At 65.4% G+C, this 16,760-nt stretch carries 13 protein-coding genes and 1 pseudogene; 3 read left to right on the forward strand and 11 right to left on the reverse strand.

Annotated features, from left to right (window positions below):
• Window positions 1–122: 122 nt before the first annotated feature.
• The 6 genes from EI171_RS04665 to EI171_RS04690 form a co-directional block, all read right to left on the reverse strand.
• A complete protein-coding gene (locus EI171_RS04665; protein WP_161532721.1) occupies window positions 123–1,769 on the reverse strand; it encodes an adenylate/guanylate cyclase domain-containing protein in 1,647 nt (548 codons plus the stop codon).
• A 161-nt stretch (window positions 1,770–1,930) separates the two neighbouring features.
• Window positions 1,931–2,338 carry a F0F1 ATP synthase subunit epsilon gene (locus EI171_RS04670; RefSeq protein ID WP_011083271.1) on the reverse strand — a complete coding sequence of 136 codons (408 nt, stop codon included), beginning with the start codon at window positions 2,336–2,338 and terminating at the stop codon, window positions 1,931–1,933.
• An 86-nt stretch (window positions 2,339–2,424) separates the two neighbouring features.
• Entirely contained in the window at window positions 2,425–3,858 is a 1,434-nt protein-coding gene (gene atpD, locus EI171_RS04675; RefSeq protein ID WP_011083272.1) for a F0F1 ATP synthase subunit beta, read from the reverse strand.
• An 82-nt stretch (window positions 3,859–3,940) separates the two neighbouring features.
• Entirely contained in the window at window positions 3,941–4,813 is an 873-nt protein-coding gene (locus EI171_RS04680; protein ID WP_011083273.1) for a F0F1 ATP synthase subunit gamma, read from the reverse strand.
• 174 nt (window positions 4,814–4,987) lie between these two features.
• Window positions 4,988–6,517: a F0F1 ATP synthase subunit alpha gene (gene atpA, locus EI171_RS04685; RefSeq protein ID WP_011083274.1), complete on the reverse strand. Its 1,530-nt coding sequence runs from the start codon at window positions 6,515–6,517 to the stop codon at window positions 4,988–4,990.
• Window positions 6,517–7,077 carry a F0F1 ATP synthase subunit delta gene (locus EI171_RS04690; RefSeq protein ID WP_011083275.1) on the reverse strand — a complete coding sequence of 187 codons (561 nt, stop codon included), beginning with the start codon at window positions 7,075–7,077 and terminating at the stop codon, window positions 6,517–6,519. The genes atpA and EI171_RS04690 overlap by 1 nt, the downstream gene beginning before the upstream one ends.
• Window positions 7,078–7,736: 659 nt before the next feature.
• Between EI171_RS04690 and EI171_RS04695 the strand changes: the two genes are divergently transcribed.
• Window positions 7,737–8,234, forward strand: coding sequence for a septal ring lytic transglycosylase RlpA family protein (locus tag EI171_RS04695; RefSeq protein ID WP_011083276.1), 498 nt, complete (start codon window positions 7,737–7,739; stop codon window positions 8,232–8,234).
• Between the two features lie 232 nt (window positions 8,235–8,466).
• Here the strand turns inward: EI171_RS04695 and EI171_RS04700 are convergent, their stop codons facing one another.
• Window positions 8,467–10,677 (reverse strand): primosomal protein N', encoded by a 2,211-nt coding sequence (locus EI171_RS04700; protein WP_161532722.1) that lies wholly within the window; start codon window positions 10,675–10,677, stop codon window positions 8,467–8,469.
• Between the two features lie 112 nt (window positions 10,678–10,789).
• On the opposite strand from EI171_RS04700, the gene EI171_RS04705 reads away from it, so the two are divergent.
• Window positions 10,790–11,755 (forward strand): tyrosine recombinase XerC, encoded by a 966-nt coding sequence (locus EI171_RS04705; protein ID WP_011083278.1) that lies wholly within the window; start codon window positions 10,790–10,792, stop codon window positions 11,753–11,755.
• A gap of 100 nt (window positions 11,756–11,855) precedes the next feature.
• Window positions 11,856–12,446, forward strand: a complete 591-nt coding sequence (locus EI171_RS04710; RefSeq protein ID WP_011083279.1) for a DUF4337 domain-containing protein — start codon at window positions 11,856–11,858, stop codon at window positions 12,444–12,446.
• A gap of 130 nt (window positions 12,447–12,576) precedes the next feature.
• On the opposite strand, the gene EI171_RS04715 is transcribed toward EI171_RS04710, so the two are convergent.
• From EI171_RS04715 to odhB, 4 genes and pseudogenes are all read right to left on the reverse strand, one after another.
• Complete coding sequence (locus tag EI171_RS04715) at window positions 12,577–13,107, reverse strand: hypothetical protein (RefSeq protein ID WP_011083280.1); 531 nt, start codon at window positions 13,105–13,107, stop codon at window positions 12,577–12,579.
• A gap of 34 nt (window positions 13,108–13,141) precedes the next feature.
• Complete coding sequence (gene lpdA / locus EI171_RS04720) at window positions 13,142–14,542, reverse strand: dihydrolipoyl dehydrogenase (RefSeq protein ID WP_028174863.1); 1,401 nt, start codon at window positions 14,540–14,542, stop codon at window positions 13,142–13,144.
• 56 nt (window positions 14,543–14,598) lie between these two features.
• Window positions 14,599–15,347, reverse strand: a pseudogene (locus EI171_RS04725) (SDR family oxidoreductase).
• Between the two features lie 65 nt (window positions 15,348–15,412).
• The gene (gene odhB / locus EI171_RS04730) at window positions 15,413–16,657 is read right to left on the reverse strand and encodes a 2-oxoglutarate dehydrogenase complex dihydrolipoyllysine-residue succinyltransferase (RefSeq protein WP_060909716.1); all 1,245 of its coding nucleotides are present in this window, start codon (window positions 16,655–16,657) and stop codon (window positions 15,413–15,415) included.
• Window positions 16,658–16,760 lie beyond the last annotated feature (103 nt).

The following is a 16,760-nucleotide window of genomic DNA, read 5'->3' on the forward strand; positions in this document are numbered from 1 at the left end:
ATTGGGACATTCTCGACGGAAATTTGCGCGTGAGGGCCGCACGATTCTCTCGTTCCCTCCCCCACAAGGAGGGAGGGAACGCACCTTTGTTGGTGCGTTCGTCGGGCCAATCAGAGCAAGCGCTAGTTGATCGGCCCGACCGTGAACGGGCCGATCGCGATCACGTGGCAGTCGCTGTCGCGCCTCGCGCAATCGGCCAGCGCGGAATTGACCGCGGTCTGCTCGTCCGCGGCCTTGAGGCCGAGGCCGGGGCGTCCTGCGGTGCCGACGGCGACGGCATTCCAGCCCATGCCATCCGCGAGCTTGCGCACGACCTCGTCGCGGGCGTCGGCCACGATCGATGCATTGCTTGCAGCATGGAAGAAGCCGGTGATCCTGAGCAGGGTCGGAATCGGCACGACGAAATTATCGTCCACCGCGACGATCATGCAGGCGACGCCCGCGATCGCGCCGCACGATTCCAGCGCACGCCGCGCCGATTCCTCGGGCGATGATGCGCCCAGCACCATGAAATATTGTCCGCCCGGGCCGAGCGCGACCGACCGGGATTTCGCCGCCGGCACGAACATGTTCTCGAGCCGGACCTTTTGCGGATCGCGCACCATCGGAAAGTCCTTCGACGCAAAGGTTCGCTCGGTCATCGCGTCATGCCGAAAATAGGGAGACGGCGGCATCGGCGGCTTGCCATGCGTGTAGACGACATTGTTGCCGACCGCATAGAGCTCGCAGCGCCGCGGCGATTGCGCGGCATCGGCGCGCTTCTGGCACTGATCGAGCGCGGCGTTGCGCGCGGCCTCCTCGTTCGGCTGGTTCAACGCTGAACCGGTGAAGCCGCCGATATTGAGCGCGAAGGCCTTGTAGTCGCCGGCGGCGGAATAGTCCCCGGCCAGATAGTTGCGGATGCGCTCGTTGATGAAGGGCACGCTGTCGGCAGCAAACTTGCCCGTCATCGGCGAGGCGGATGGCGACGGTGCGGGCATCGGCGCCATCGCAGCGCCGGCATTCGGCGGCGCCGTCGGCGCTACCTGCGCCTTTGCGAGCTGGGTCGGCGTCGCGCTCGGCGCGGCACTGGGTCTCGCGGCCGGCGTCACCACGGCGGTCGCCGTCTGCTTGAGCTTGGTGTTGTAGAGGAAGCCGGTGACAACGATGGCAACGACCGAGACGACTGCCACCACCAGCGGCCACATCCACACGGGTGCGGCGGCGAGCCTGGAGGCGGGCTTCTTCAACTGCGGCTTCGAATAGGTGCCGTCCTCGCGCCGCATCGCCACCATGTAGGCATGCACCGGCGTCGGGATGTTCTTCACCTCCTGCGCGCCGATATCGGCGAACTGCACCGACAGCTTGTTGGCGACCTGCTCGTGCACGGCACGGGAAACGCAGATGCCGCCGACCTCGGCGAGGCCTTCCAGCCGCGCGGCGATGTTGACGCCGTCGCCGAGCAGATCGCCGTTGCGCTCGACCACGTCGCCGATGGTGATGCCGATGCGGAACGACATCTGCCGGCTCGGCGGATAGGCCATGTTGCGGGTCCGCAAGGACTCCTGGATGTCGATCGCGCAGCGCACCGCGTCCACCGCGCTCGGAAATTCCGCGAGCACGGCATCGCCGGCGGTGTTGAAGATGCGACCGTTCGCCTTTGCGATGAAATCGTCGATGACTTCGCGGTAGGAGGCCAGGCGCCGCAGCGTCTCCTCCTCGTCTTCCGCGACCAGCCTCGAATACCCGGCAATATCGGCTGCGAAAATCGCTGCGATCTTGCGTTTCATCTGTGACCCGCCCCGGAACAAATTCGCGGGCGAAGAATGCCGCTATCGGCTGCGCAGTGCAACAAGTTTCAGCGCCCGCCACTTCCGTGACGAGCGCTGAACTTATTCAGGAATTTCTTGCAGGAATTTCGCGTTCGAGCCCCGAAGCGATGCCTCGGGGCTTAATGCATAGCCGTCGAGCTGAGCTGCTGCTGGATGCTCTTGTAGTGGTCCAGCCGCTCGATGGCCAGATCGAGCTCGCCGCCTTCGTGCTCCTTCAGGCCCTCCTCCATCTCCGCGATGGTCTCGGCGAACTGGGCACGATCGAGCTCGTCCAGAGAGGTCGCGACGTCGGCGAGCACGGTGAGGCCCTTTTCGGAGACTTCGGCGAGGCCGCCGAGCACGATGATCTTCTCGTGGCGGCCGGCGGTGGTGACGGTGAGGATGCCCGGCCGGATTGCAGCCACGACCGGCGCATGTCCCGCCAGCACGCCGAAGTCGCCCTCGACGCCGGGGATGTCGACCTGGTCGACCTCACCCGAGAATGCGAGCTTTTCCGGCGAGACGAGATCGAAGTGGAAGGTGGCCATGGAGAACCTGCGAATAGCGAGTGGCGAATGGCGAGCGGCGAGTGGGAGCGGCGACTATTCGCTACTCCCCATTCGCCATTCGCTTCTTAGGCCGCTTCAGCGGCGAGCTTCTTGCCCTTCTCGACCGCCTCTTCGATGGTGCCGACCATGTAGAAGGCGGCTTCCGGCAGGTGGTCGTACTTGCCTTCCACCAGGCCCTTGAAGCCCTTGATGGTGTCGGCGAGGTCGACGAACTTGCCGGGCGAGCCGGTGAAGATTTCGGCGACGTGGAACGGCTGCGACATGAAGCGCTCGACCTTGCGGGCGCGGGCCACCGTCAGCTTGTCCTCTTCCGAAAGCTCGTCCATGCCGAGAATGGCGATGATGTCCTGGAGCGCCTTGTAGCGCTGCAGGACCTGCTGGACCTGACGGGCGACCGCGTAGTGCTCCTCGCCGACGACCAGCGGGGAGAGCATGCGCGAGGTCGAGTCGAGCGGGTCCACCGCCGGGTAGATGCCCTTTTCGGCGATCGAGCGCGACAGCGTGGTGGTCGCGTCCAAGTGCGCGAACGAGGTCGCGGGCGCCGGGTCGGTCAAGTCGTCGGCCGGAACGTAGATGGCCTGCACCGAGGTGATCGAGCCCTTCTGCGTGGTGGTGATGCGCTCCTGCAGCGCGCCCATGTCGGTCGCGAGCGTCGGCTGATAACCCACCGCCGAAGGAATACGGCCGAGCAGCGCCGACACTTCCGAGCCGGCCTGGGTGAAGCGGAAGATGTTGTCGACGAAGAACAGCACGTCCTGGCCCTTGTCGCGGAAGTCTTCCGCGATGGTCAGACCGGTGAGCGCGACGCGGGCGCGGGCGCCCGGCGGCTCGTTCATCTGGCCGAACACCAGCGCGCACTTCGACTTCACGCTCGGATCCGGATTGTGCGGATCGGCGTTGACCTTGGACTCGATGAACTCGTGATAGAGGTCGTTGCCCTCGCGGGTACGCTCGCCGACGCCGGCGAACACGGAGTAACCACCGTGCGCCTTCGCGACGTTGTTGATCAGCTCCTGAATCAGCACGGTCTTGCCGACGCCGGCGCCGCCGAACAGGCCGATCTTGCCGCCCTTCGCATAGGGAGCCAGGAGATCGACGACCTTGATGCCGGTGACGAGAATTTCAGCTTCGGTGGACTGGTCGGTGTAGGTCGGCGCTTCCTGGTGGATGGCGCGCAGGCCTTCCGACTTGACCGGGCCGGCTTCGTCGATCGGCTCGCCGATGACGTTGATGATGCGGCCGAGCGTGCCTTCGCCGACGGGAACGCGGATCGGCGAACCGGTGTCGGTCACTTCCTGGCCGCGGACCAGACCCTCGGTGGTGTCCATCGCGATCGTGCGCACGGTGGATTCGCCGAGATGCTGGGCGACTTCGAGCACCAGGCGGTTGCCGCCGTTCTTGGTCTCGAGCGAATTGAGAATGGCCGGGAGGTGGCCTTCGAACTGCACGTCGACGACGGCGCCGATGACCTGGGTGACGCGACCGGACTGGGCTGCCATTGAATGTCTCCTTCGATCCGAACTTCTAGACCACGGTCAACTGACCGGGATGTTGGGTTTAACGGGCAATGAAGCGCCTTGATCAGACGGCCTCGGCACCCGAGATGATTTCGATCAGTTCCTTGGTGATCTGCGCCTGACGCGTGCGGTTGTAGACCAGCGTCTGCTTGCGGATCATCTCACCGGCGTTGCGCGTCGCGTTGTCCATCGCGCTCATCTGCGCGCCGTAGAACGAGGCGTTGTTCTCGAGCAGCGCGCGGAAAATCTGGACCGCGAGGTTGCGCGGCAGCAGGCGGGTGAGGATCTCGTCCTCTTCCGGCTCGTATTCGTAAGACGTCGTGCTGGCGGCAGTGCCCTCCTCGACGACCAGCGGGATGATCTGCTGGGCGGTCGGGATCTGGGCGATCACCGAGCGGAAGCGCGAATAGAACAGCGTGCAGACGTCGAATTCACCGGCCTCGAAGCGCGCCAGAACCTTCTTGGCGATGTCCTCGGCGTTGACGAAGCCGAGCTGGCGAACGCTGCGCAGGTCGAGATGCTCGACGATCTGCTTGTCGAACTGGCGGCGCAGCTGCTCGTAACCCTTGCGGCCGACGCAGAAGAATTTCACTTCCTTGCCCTGCGCCATCAGCGCCAGCGCGCGCTCACGGGCGAGACGCACGATCGAGGAGTTGAAGGCGCCGGACAGGCCGCGCTCGCCGGTGCAGACCAGCAGCAGGTGGACCTGGTCCCTGCCGGTGCCGGCCAGCAGCGCCGGCGCGCCGGGCGAGCCCGCCGCGGCTCCGGCGATGTTGGAAATCACCGCGCTCATCTTGTCGGCATAGGGACGCGCAGCTTCGGCCGCGGTCTGCGCGCGGCGCAGCTTCGAGGCCGCGACCATCTGCATGGCCTTGGTGATCTTTTGCGTCGCCTTGGTGGAGGCGATGCGGACGCGCATGTCTTTAAGTGACGCCATTCTTCGTCCCCGACGGTTCGAGCCCTTGCGGCCAAACCGCTAGCCTGTCTCTGTCGTCATGCCCGGGCCTGTCCCGGGCATCCACGTCTTCGTCTCCCACGCGGTAAGGCGTGGATGGCCGGGACATCAAATGCGAAGACGCGCTTCGCGCTTTTGGCCCGGCCGTGACGGTTCTTACGCGAAGCTCTTCGCAAAACCTTCGACCACCGACTTCAGCTTGGCAGCGGTGTCGTCGGAGAGGTCGCGGCTGTCGCGGATCGAATTGAGGATCTCGACGTTCTTGCCGCGCAGCAGCGAGAGCAGACCGTCCTCGAACGCGCGCACCTTGTTAACGGGGAGCGGATCGAGATAGCCGTTGGTGCCAGCCCAGATCACGCAGACCTGCTCTTCCATCTTCAGCGGCGAGAACTGCGGCTGCTTCAGGAGCTCGGTCAGGCGCGAACCGCGGTTGAGCAGGCGCTGGGTCGAGGCGTCGAGGTCGGAGCCGAACTGCGCGAACGCCGCCATTTCGCGATACTGCGCGAGCTCGCCCTTGATCTTGCCGGCGACCTTCTTGGTGGCCTTGGTCTGCGCGGACGAACCGACGCGCGACACCGACAGACCGACGTTCACCGCGGGACGGATGCCCTGGAAGAACAGGTCGGTTTCCAGGAAGATCTGGCCGTCGGTGATCGAGATGACGTTGGTCGGGATGTAGGCCGACACGTCGTTGGCCTGGGTTTCGATAATAGGCAGCGCGGTCAGCGAGCCCGAGCCATGATCCTTGCTGAGCTTCGCCGCGCGCTCGAGCAGGCGGGAGTGCAGATAGAACACGTCGCCCGGATAGGCTTCGCGGCCCGGCGGACGGCGCAGCAGCAGCGACATCTGGCGGTAAGCGACGGCCTGCTTGGACAGATCGTCATAGATGATGACGGCGTGCATGCCGTTATCGCGGAAGAATTCGCCCATGGTGCAGGCAGTAAAGGGGGCAATGTACTGCATCGGCGCCGGATCCGAGGCGGTGGCGGCGACGATGATCGAGTATTCGAGCGCGCCCTGCTCTTCCAGCACCTTCACGAACTGGGCGACGGTCGAACGCTTCTGGCCGACTGCGACGTAGACGCAGTACAGCTTGATGTTCTCGTCGGGCTGCGCGTTGAGCGGCTTCTGGTTCAGGATGGTGTCGAGCGCGATCGCGGTCTTGCCGGTCTGACGGTCGCCGATGATCAGCTCGCGCTGGCCGCGGCCGATCGGGATCAGGGCGTCGATCGCCTTGAGGCCGGTCGCCATCGGCTCGCTCACCGACTTGCGCGGAATGATGCCGGGCGCCTTGACGTCGACGCGCATACGCTTGTCGGCCTGGATCGGGCCCTTGCCGTCGATCGGGTTGCCGAGCGCGTCGACGACGCGGCCGAGCAGGCCCTTGCCGACCGGCGCGTCCACGATGGCGCGGGTGCGCTTGACGGTCTGGCCTTCCTTGATCTCGCGGTCGGCACCGAAAATAACGACGCCGACGTTGTCGGTTTCGAGGTTCAGCGCCATGCCGCGGGTGCCGTTCTCGAACTCGACCATCTCACCGGCCTGGACGTTGTCCAGACCGTAGACGCGGGCGATACCGTCGCCGACGGACAGCACCTGTCCGACTTCGGAGACTTCAGCTTCCTGGCCGAAATTCTTGATCTGGTCCTTGAGGATCGCGGAAATTTCCGCGGCGCGGATGTCCATCAGCCTGCCTCTTTCATCGCGTGCTTGATCGAATTGAGTTTGGTGCGAAGCGAACCATCCACCATGCGGCTGCCCAGCTTGACGACGAGGCCACCGATGATCGAGGGATCGACTTTCACGTTCAGCGCGACGTCCTTGCCGGTCACCGACTTCAGGGCAACCTTGAGGGCGTCGAGATTCTTGTCCGAGAGCGCCTCCGCCACGGTGACATCAGCGGTCGCCTCGCCCTTGAACTTGGCGACGAGGGCGCGGTAGGCGCGGATGACGTCAGCCACCACGAACAGGCGGCGGTTGGCGGTCAGCACTTTCAGGAAATTGGCAGAGATGCCGGCGATGCCGACCTTGTCCAGCACGGCCGTGAGGGCCCTGGACTGGGCATCGGCCGCGAACACCGGGCTGCGGACGAGGCGCTTCAGATCGGCGCTCTCGCCGAGCAAGGCCTCGAACCTGTCGAGGTCGGCCTTGACCTCGTCGACCGCTTTCTGGTCGCGGGCCAGTTCAAACAAGGCCGTTGCATAACGGCCGGACACACCGGAAACGGACGTATCTTCTGCAGCCACAGACGCGCTCTTTTTGCTGTCAAATTCGCAAGGGAAAAACCGTCGCCACGAAGCGTGCGCCTAGCGATCCAAGCCCTTGGAATTCAAGCGGGACTTCGATTTTCGACCAGCACGGGAAGTGCCGGGCTCGTTAAAATCGCGGCTTTGCTAACATAGCAGGCGCGCACGTGCAACATGACGCCAAATTAAAGGCACGAGGTTCTGTCGCCAGTTCGTCGCACTCGACGGCGCTTCAATGACGAGGGGTCGGCGACCTCGACGATGACCCGCCACGCCACGGAATTGCCGCGAGCCTTGCGGCGGTGCGGCGCCGTTGGTTCCTGCTCTCAGCGCATAGCGGCCATGAACACGGATCGCTGAGGCGTGAATTCGGCCCCGGTCGCGCCGCCCGCTGAATACTTACCCAATTCTAAATGCTGAGAGCGATGACTTCACTCTACAGTATTCATAAGTAATAGTTCAGTTAATGAATCGTTAAAGTTAAAGATTACGGAATGTCGGATGAATATACCGGCAGGTCACAAGATATTTCACGACGAAACAGAATGGAATTACTGCCCAATTCATGCCGCATTGCGCAACGAAACGCCAAACCGCTCACAAACTGATGAGGGCTCCACTGGCCACATATGTGGCAATACTAGCTTAGGGACCACTAAATGCTGTCTTTCAAGACGCTGGGCACTGTGACCCGGCCGCGCACGGCGATCGCTTTCATAGCCGCAACCCTCTTCATCGGTGGAACCGCCACCGAAGCTTCCGCCAAATCCAGGCATCACCGGCACCATCATCGTCACCACGCCCAGACCGACGCCAATGCAGGCTCTGATTGGCGCAATGCCAATGCGGCAATGACGCCGTCCTCGGGCACCGGGCACAGCTTCTCCGGCATGGCCTCCTATTACGGCAACGAGTCCGGCAGCAGGACCGCCTCGGGCCAGCGCTTCAACCAGAACGCCATGACCGCGGCACACCGTTCGCTGCCGTTCGGCACCAAGCTGCGCGTCACCCACGGCGGCTCGAGCGTGATCGTCACCATCAATGACCGTGGCCCGTTCATTCGCGGCCGTGTGCTCGACCTCTCCACGGGCGCTGCCCGCGCCATCGGCCTCACCGGCGCCGGCGTCGGCCGCGTCACCGCGGAAGTCATCTCCTAAGGCGCCACGGCGCCTCACATTGCCCGCGCACTTTCCATCAGTTTGATGCGCGCATGAAACAAGCCCGCCGTCTTGGGGGACGGCGGGCTTTTTGTTGTCGTCATTCCGGGGCGATGCGCAGCATCGAGCCCGGAATCCATCGGGCGGCAGGGCCCGCGGTGAAATGGATTCCGGGCTCGCGACTTCGTCGCGCCCCGGAATGACAGCGGAGAATGTGGCGGCGACGGCAGCCTTACAAAAAGCTCTGCGGATCGACGTCCACCTCCAGCTTCTGATTGCCCTTCGGTTTCGGACACACAGCGAGCCAGTTGCGCAAATAGTCCGACAGGTCGAAACCGCGCGCCGATTTCACCAGGATGCGGAAGCGGTAGCGGCCCTTGATGACGGCGAGCGGCGCTTCCGCCGGGCCCAGCACCACCACGCGCTCGTCGCGCGGCGCGAGCGCAACGAGGCGGCGGCCAAAGCCTTCCGCGCTCGGGCGGTCGCCGGCCGAGATGATCAGGCTGGCGAGCCGGCCGAACGGCGGATACAGCGTGCGCTCGCGAAGATCGATCTCGCTGTCGTAGAAGGCCTCGCGGTCGCAGGCGATCAGCGCCTTCATCACGGGATGATCGGGCTGGTGGGTCTGGAGATAGCCGACGCCGCGGCCCTGCTCGCGTCCGGCGCGGCCGATCACCTGGTTCAGCAATTGCCAAGTGCGTTCCCCCGCGCGCGGATCGCCATTGGACAGGCCGAGATCCGCATCCACCACGCCGACCAGATTGAGTCGCGGGAAATTGTGGCCCTTGGCGACGAGCTGCGTGCCGATGATGATGTCGACGCGGCCCTCCGCGATCTCGGCAAGCTCGGAGCGCATGGTCTCGATCGAGGTGATGAGATCGCTCGACAGCACCATGGTGCGCGCCTCCGGGAACAGCGCGGCCGCTTCTTCCTGCAGGCGCTCGACGCCGGGGCCGACCGCGACCAGCGATTCCTCCGCCGAACAGTTCGGACAGACATGCGGGCGCGGCATCGAGAAGCCGCAATGGTGACAGACGAGGCGCTGGCGGAAGCGATGATCGACCAGCCAGGCATCGCAGATGGTGCAGGCGAAGCGGTGGCCGCAGGCTCGGCACAGCGTCAGCGGCGCATAGCCGCGGCGATTGAGGAACAATAGCGCCTGCTCGCGCCGCTCGATCGCGGTCCTGATCTCGCCCGCCAGGCGCGGCGAGATGAAGCGGCCGCGCGCCGGCGGCTCGCGGCGCATGTCGATCGCCTCGATATGCGGCATGTGCTGGCCGCCGAAGCGCGAGGGCAGCGCGATGCGCTGATAGCGGTTCTTGCGCGCATTGACCTCGGATTCGACCGACGGCGTCGCGGAGGCCAGCACGATCGGAATTTTTGCGATATGCGCGCGCACCACCGCCATGTCGCGGGCATGGTAATGCACGCCCTCGTCCTGCTTGTAGGCCTGGTCGTGCTCTTCGTCGACGACGATGAGGCCGAGATTGGCGTAGGGCAGAAACAGCGCCGAGCGCGCGCCGACCACGACCGGCGCGCTGCCTTCGGAGATCGCCGCCCAGTTGCGCGCGCGGGTGCGCGGGGTGAGCTCGGAGTGCCATTCGATCGGCCGAACGCCAAAACGCTGCGCGAAGCGGTCGAGGAACTGGCCGGTGAGCGCGATCTCCGGCATCAGGATCAGCGACTGCCTGCCGCGGCGGATCGCCTCCGCCACCGCCTCGAAATAGACCTCGGTCTTGCCCGAGCCGGTGACGCCGTCGAGCAACGCGACGTGGAAGGTGCCGTTGGCCGCGAGCGCGCGCATCGTATCGACCGCGGTGCGCTGGAGCGGTGTGAAATCCGGCCGGCCAAAATCCGGATCGGGGGCCGGCGGCGGTGGCGGCGGCGGCATCGGCTCGACCGTGAGCGTGCCTTCGTCCACCAGCCCGTCGATCACGCCGGCCGAGACGCCCGCCTCCTTGGCCGCCTCGGACTTGCCATGCAGCAGCCGGTCCGACAGCACCTCGATCACGCGCTGCCGCGCCGGCGTCAGCCGCCTGGGGGGATCGCCGACCAGGCGCACGCCGGGGCGCACCCGCTCGGGGCCGAGATTCTCGCCCATCCGCAGGCACATGCGCAGCACCATGCCGCGCGGGCTCAGCGTGTAATTGGCGACCCAGTCGACGACCGAACGCAACTCGGGCTTCAGCGGCTGGAGGTCGAGCTTCTCGCTGACCTCCTTGAGGCGGTTGTGCAGGCGCGGATCGGGATTGGCGTTTTCGGCCCAGACCACGGCGAGCACCTCGGCGGGCCCAAGCGGCACGCCGACGAGATCGCCCGCCTTCAGCTCCATCCCGCGCGGCACCTTGTAGGAATAGGTCTGGTCGAGCGCGACCGGCACCAGCACGTCGACCATGCGGGTCGCGTTGGCGGAGGCGGTGCTGCTGCGGGACGTGTGGTCCATGAACTGAGAATCGGAACCCGGGGGCCTCAAGGCTAGCGCCGTGAGGCGGCCTTAGCGAACGATAAACGAGTGTGATGCGATATACTGTGCGGAATCACCACGTCCAGAGCGCATGAGCAAAGCGGCCGCCCCACAAATCGAGCTCGCCAGCGCCGATCCCTCGATCGCGCAGGAGATGACGCGCTGGCTGTCGCATCTCGGCGCCGAGCGGCGGCTGTCGCCGAAGACGCTGGAGGCCTATGGCCGCGACTTGCGGCAGTGCCTGGATTTTCTCTGCAATCATTGGGGCGAACGCGTCACGCTCAAGCGCTTCGCCGCGCTGGAGGCCACCGACGTGCGCGCCTTCATGGCGATGCGCCGGGCCGACGACATTGCCGGTCGCTCGCTGATGCGCGCGCTGGCGGGCCTGCGCTCGTTCGGCCGCTTCCTCGAACGCGAGGGCAAGGGCAAGGTCGGCGCGCTCTCCGCGATCCGCGCGCCGAAAGTCGCAAAGAGCCTGCCGAAGCCGCTGCCGATGGCGTCGGCCAAACGTCTTGCGGACGCCGACGAGCGCGCCGGCGAGGAACGCGAGACCTGGATTCTGGCGCGCGATGCGGCGGTGATGGCGCTGCTGTATGGTTCCGGCCTGCGCATCTCCGAAGCGCTCGGACTGAAGCGCCGCGAGGTGCCGAAGCCGGGCGAAGGCGACGTGCTCGTCGTCACAGGCAAAGGCAACAAGACCCGCATGGTGCCGGTGCTCCAGAACGTGCTCGCGCTGGTGCAGGAATATGTTTCGATGTGCCCCTATCCGCTGCCGGCGGAAGGGCCGATCTTCGTCGGCGCGCGCGGCGGTCCCTTGAGCCCGCGCATCATCCAGCTCGCGATGGAGCGGCTGCGCGGCGCGCTCGGCCTGCCCGACAGCGCGACGCCGCACGCGCTGCGCCATTCCTTCGCCACGCATCTTCTGTCGCGCGGCGGCGACCTGCGCGCGATCCAGGAACTGCTCGGCCATTCCTCGCTCTCGACCACGCAGATCTACACCGGCATCGATTCCGAGCGGCTGCTCGAAGTCTATGCCAGCGCGCATCCGCGGCGGTGAATTCTGACATCAAGCTGTCATAGCAAGCTCTTGGCGCGCATGCCTCTTGCGCGGCGCCCGCGGTTCGGTCAATCGTGGGGCATAAAGGCAGGAGGGATTTATGAGCGCACATGAAAGCATGGAGCATGCCGAGCACGCCGAACACGCGTCCGGCTCGAACAAGAAGATCGCCCTTCTGATCGCCGTGCTGGCCCTGTTCCTGGCGATCTCGGAGACGCTCGGCAAGGGCGCCCAGACCGAATCGATCAGCAAGAACGTCGAGGCCGCCAATCTCTGGGCGTTCTTCCAGGCCAAGAGCATCCGCCGCACCGTGGTGCTGACCGCGGCCGAGCAGGGCAAGCTCACGGTCGTCGGCGCGACCGACGACGCCATGAAGGCAGCGGTGCAGAAGCAGGTCGACGACTGGACCAAGACCGCGCAGCGTTATCGCTCCGAGCCCGAGACCGGCGAAGGCACCGAGCAGCTCGCCGAGAAGGCCAAGCATGCCGAGCACGAGCGCGACGAGGCGACCGCGAAATACCATCACTTCGAGCTGGCATCCGCCGCCTTCCAGATCGGCATCGTGCTGGCCTCGGCCACCATCATCACCGGCATCTTCGCCCTCGCCTATGTCGGCGGCCTCCTGACGCTCGCCGGCCTGCTCATGACCGCGCTCGGCCTGTGGTGGCCGCATCTGCTGCATTTGCATTGAGGGGGCTGATGAGGCGGTTGCGCTGCCAATTCCGTCATCCTTCAAGGGCCGCTGAAGAAGCGGCCACCTCCAGCGACAACGGCTTCGCCGTTGCGCGGGGGTGACGGTGATAGATTGATTGCCGCAGCAATCACCGCGCCTGGTGCACGCTCTTGCGGAAGCGCTGGATCAGGCGGAGCGTGCGGGCGGACCAGCCTTCGCCGTTGCCGGTGATCAGCTCGCGGATGCGCTGCTTGATCGGGTCGACCAGCAGGTGCGCCTTGGCACGCACCTTCATCACGAGATCGTAGATCCGCTCGAACCAGTGCATCTCCAAAAGCTTGTCGCGCGTGACGTCGAACACGAAGGCGGTGACGCCGACGCCGACGAGCTTTGCGAACAGGATCGTGAAGACGGCGCTGGTCCAGTATTCATGCGTGAGCAGCCACAGGCCGACCAGCTTGAGCGGAAACAGCGGGATGATGGGGACCGCGAACACGATCAGCGTCATGGCCGGCGACAGCGCGTCGACACGCTCCGTCAGCCATTGCTTGAAACGCGCGAGCGGGATAGCTGCGACAACCCGCGCGACGATCGGTTCGAGATGGTCCCACAGCCAGGCTTCGATCAGGAAAATGATCGCAAGCAGGACCCAGACCGGTTGGAGAAGGCGGCGCAGCATGTGTTGTCCCGCCCGATTCGGCTCGGGGCGTCGCCTACATATGGATGGCCCGCTTGCCGACTGCAAGCGCGGCTTCCTTGATGGCCTCCGAGCGGGTCGGATGCGCGTGGCAGGTGCGCGCGAGATCCTCCGCACTGCCGCCAAACTCCATGAGAACGCACGCTTCATGGATCATTTCGCCGGCTTCGCGGCCGATAATGTGCACGCCGAGCACGCGATCGGTCTTCGCATCTGCGAGAATCTTCACAAAGCCATCGGTGGTCTGGTTGACCTTGGAGCGGCCGTTGGCGGTAAAGGGAAACTTCCCGACGGTATAAGCCACGCCCGCCTGCTTCAGTTCCTCCTCGGTCTTGCCGACGGAGGAGACTTCCGGCGTGGTATACACGACGCCTGGGATAACGTCGTAATTCACGTGGCCGGCCTGGCCTGCGATGATCTCGGCAACCGCAACGCCTTCGTCCTCGGCCTTGTGCGCGAGCATCGGGCCCGCGACGACGTCGCCGATGGCATAGACGCCCTTCAGGCTGGTGGCAAAATGCGGATCGATCTGCACGCGGCCGCGATTGTCGAGCGCAACGCCGGCTTCCTTCAGGCCGAGCCCATCGGTGTAGGGCACGCGGCCGATGCAGACGAGCACGACGTCGGCTTCCAGCGTCTCCGCAGCGCCGCCGGCGGCGGGCTCGATCGTCGCCTTCAGCGTCTTGCCGGAGGTATCAACGGCGGTGACCTTGGCGCCGAGCTTGAATGCAAAGCCCTGCTTCTCGAGGATGCGCTGGAATTGCTTGGCGATCTCGCCGTCCATGCCGGGCATGATGCGATCCAGGAATTCGACGACGACGACTTCGGCGCCGAGCCGCTTCCACACCGAGCCGAGCTCGAGGCCGATCACGCCGGCGCCGACGACGAGCAGCTTGCCGGGGACCTTGTCCAGCGACAGCGCGCCGGTGGACGAAACGATGCGCTTCTCGTCGATCTCGATGCCCTTGAGACGCGCGATGTCCGAGCCGGTGGCGATCACGATGCTCTTGGTCTCGACGACCTGCGACTTGCCGTCGGCGGAGACTTCGACCTTGCCGGTGCCGAGAATCTTGCCGGTGCCCTTGAGCACGTCGATCTTGTTCTTCTTCATCAGGAACTCGACGCCCTTGACGTTGCCGTCGATGCCCTGCTGCTTGAAGTTCATCATCGCCGGAAGCTCGAGCTTCGGCGCGGAGACCGACACGCCCATCTTGGCGAAGGAGTGCGCGGCCTCCTCGAACATTTCGGAAGCGTGCAGCAGCGCCTTCGAGGGCATGCAGCCGACATTGAGGCAGGTGCCGCCGAGCGTTGCGTTCTTTTCGACCACGGCGACTTTCATGCCGAGCTGGGCTGCGCGCACCGCGCAGACATAACCGCCCGGTCCGGTGCCGATGACGACGAGATCGTAGGTAGCCATGAGAGAAAGTCCCGTGAGTTTAGCGTGGAAAGATGCGTCAGCGTCCGCGCGGCGCGTCAGCGTCCGCCGGACACATCGAGAATGGCTGAGGTGACGTAGGAGGCATCGTCCGACATCAGCCAGACGATGGCGTTGGCGATTTCCTCGGCAGTGCCGACGCGCTTCATCGGCACCAAATGGGCCAGACGATGGGCGCGGTCGGGTTCGCCGCCGGCGGCGTGGATTTCGGTGTCGATCAGGCCGGGCCGGATCGCCGCGACGCGGATGCCTTCGCCAGCGACCTCGTAGCCGAGCCCGACGGTGAAGGAATCGACCGCGCCCTTGGATGCGGCGTAATCGACATAGGTGTTGGGTGCGCCGAGCCGGGCTGCGACCGACGACAAATTGACGATGACGCCGCCCTTGCCGCCGTGCTTTGTCGACATCCGCTTCACCGCCTCGCGCGCGCAGAGGATGGAGCCGGTGACGTTGACCGCCATCACGCGCTGGATGCGCTCGGCCGACATCTCGTCGACGCGCACGCCGCTCTTGCCGACGATGCCGCCGTTGTTGACGAGGGCGCCGAGCGTGCCGAATTTGTCCGCTGCCTGAACAGATCGAGGATGTCGCTTTCCTCGGCGACATCGCATTTCACCGCGATGGCCTTGCCGTTGCTGGCCGCGATCTGCGCGACGACTTCGTCCGCCGCCTGCTTGTTGCTGGCGTAGCCGACGACGACACGGAAGCCGCGTGCGGCCGCCGCGATCGCGGTCGCCCGCCCGATGCCGCGGCTCCCGCCGGTGATGACAACGACTTTATCGGTCATGCGCGCCTCCATGGTTCGACACGCGCCGTCGCGTGAGGGCGACGGCGCTCGCAGAGCATCAGCGATCAGAGATCGAGCACCAGGCGCGCCGGATCTTCCAGGCTCTCCTTGACGCGGACGAGGAAGGTGACGGCTTCCTTGCCGTCGATGACGCGGTGATCGTAGGACAGCGCCAGGTACATCATCGGGCGGACCTCGATCTTGCCGCCGACGACCATCGGCCGCTCCTGGATCTTGTGCATGCCGAGGATGCCGGACTGTGGCGCGTTGAGGATTGGGGTCGACATCAGCGAGCCGTAGATGCCGCCATTGGTGATGGTGAAGGTACCGCCCTGCATCTCGTCGATCTTGAGCTGGCCGTCACGGGCGCGGCGGCCGAAATCGGCGATGCCCTTCTCGATGTCGGCGATCGACTTGTGGTCGCAGTCACGCACCACGGGCACGACGAGGCCCTTGTCGGTGCCGACGGCGACGCCGATGTGATAGTAGTTCTTGTAGATCAGGTCGGTGCCGTCGATCTCGGCGTTGACGGCCGGGATGTCCTTCAGCGCCTGCACGACGGCCTTGGTGAAGAAGCCCATGAAGCCGAGCTTGCTGCCGTGCTTCTTCTCGAACGCGTCCTTGTAGTGCGCGCGCAGCGCCATGACGTTGGTCATGTCGACCTCGTTGAAGGTCGTGAGCATGGCCGCGGTGTTCTGCACGTCCTTGAGGCGGCGCGCGATGGTCTGGCGCAGCCGGGTCATCTTGACGCGCTCTTCGCGGGCGGCGTCATCGGCCGGCGACAGCGCGCGGACCTGAACGGCGGCGGCGGGCTGGTTGACCGGGGTCGGCGCAGAGGCCGCGCGCTCGATCGCGGCGAGCATGTCGCCCTTGGTGACGCGGCCGTCCTTGCCGGAGCCCGGAACGGTCGAAGCGTCGATGCCGGTCTCGGCCGAGAGCTTGCGCACGGAGGGGGCGAGCGGGGCGTCGGCCGGCGGCGCCTTCGCGGCCGGAGCCGGTGCGGCAGCAGCCGCCGCGGCGGCCGGAGCAGCAGCGGGCTTGGCGGGAGCAGCGGCCGGCTTGGCCGCGCCAGCGGCGCCTTCGGTGATCTGGCCGAGCAGCGCGCCCACGGCAACGGTCGCGCCGTCAGCGGCGATGATCTCGCTCAGCGTGCCGGCGGAGGGCGCCGGGACTTCGATGGTGACCTTGTCGGTCTCGAGCTCCACCAAGGGCTCGTCAACGGCGACGGGGTCGCCGGCCTTCTTGAACCAGCGGCCGATGGTGGCCTCGGTGACGGATTCGCCGAGCGTCGGCACACGAATTTCAGTCATGGTCTTTTCCTTAAGGGATCGCCAATGCGGTCATGAATTCCAATTGTCACGGCCAGCGAAAAGCAGGCCATCCAGCAAGCCGGGACGTTCGCATTCACGAGGA

The sequence above is a fragment of the Bradyrhizobium sp. LCT2 genome, from assembly GCF_009931255.1.
Lineage (GTDB): Bacteria > Pseudomonadota > Alphaproteobacteria > Rhizobiales > Xanthobacteraceae > Bradyrhizobium > Bradyrhizobium diazoefficiens.

Excerpts from the sequence above, each read along its gene's own strand:
- EI171_RS04665 (WP_161532721.1), bottom strand. The coding sequence starts at position 1,769 with ATGAAACGCAAGATCGCAGCGATTTTCGCAGCCGATATTGCCGGGTAT.
- EI171_RS04670 (WP_011083271.1), bottom strand. The coding sequence starts at position 2,338 with ATGGCCACCTTCCACTTCGATCTCGTCTCGCCGGAAAAGCTCGCATTC.
- atpD (WP_011083272.1), bottom strand. The coding sequence starts at position 3,858 with ATGGCAGCCCAGTCCGGTCGCGTCACCCAGGTCATCGGCGCCGTCGTC.
- EI171_RS04680 (WP_011083273.1), bottom strand. The coding sequence starts at position 4,813 with ATGGCGTCACTTAAAGACATGCGCGTCCGCATCGCCTCCACCAAGGCG.
- atpA (WP_011083274.1), bottom strand. The coding sequence starts at position 6,517 with ATGGACATCCGCGCCGCGGAAATTTCCGCGATCCTCAAGGACCAGATC.
- EI171_RS04695 (WP_011083276.1), top strand. The coding sequence starts at position 7,737 with ATGCTGTCTTTCAAGACGCTGGGCACTGTGACCCGGCCGCGCACGGCG.
- EI171_RS04700 (WP_161532722.1), bottom strand. The coding sequence starts at position 10,677 with ATGGACCACACGTCCCGCAGCAGCACCGCCTCCGCCAACGCGACCCGC.
- EI171_RS04705 (WP_011083278.1), top strand. The coding sequence starts at position 10,790 with ATGAGCAAAGCGGCCGCCCCACAAATCGAGCTCGCCAGCGCCGATCCC.
- EI171_RS04710 (WP_011083279.1), top strand. The coding sequence starts at position 11,856 with ATGAGCGCACATGAAAGCATGGAGCATGCCGAGCACGCCGAACACGCG.
- EI171_RS04715 (WP_011083280.1), bottom strand. The coding sequence starts at position 13,107 with ATGCTGCGCCGCCTTCTCCAACCGGTCTGGGTCCTGCTTGCGATCATT.
- lpdA (WP_028174863.1), bottom strand. The coding sequence starts at position 14,542 with ATGGCTACCTACGATCTCGTCGTCATCGGCACCGGACCGGGCGGTTAT.
- odhB (WP_060909716.1), bottom strand. The coding sequence starts at position 16,657 with ATGACTGAAATTCGTGTGCCGACGCTCGGCGAATCCGTCACCGAGGCC.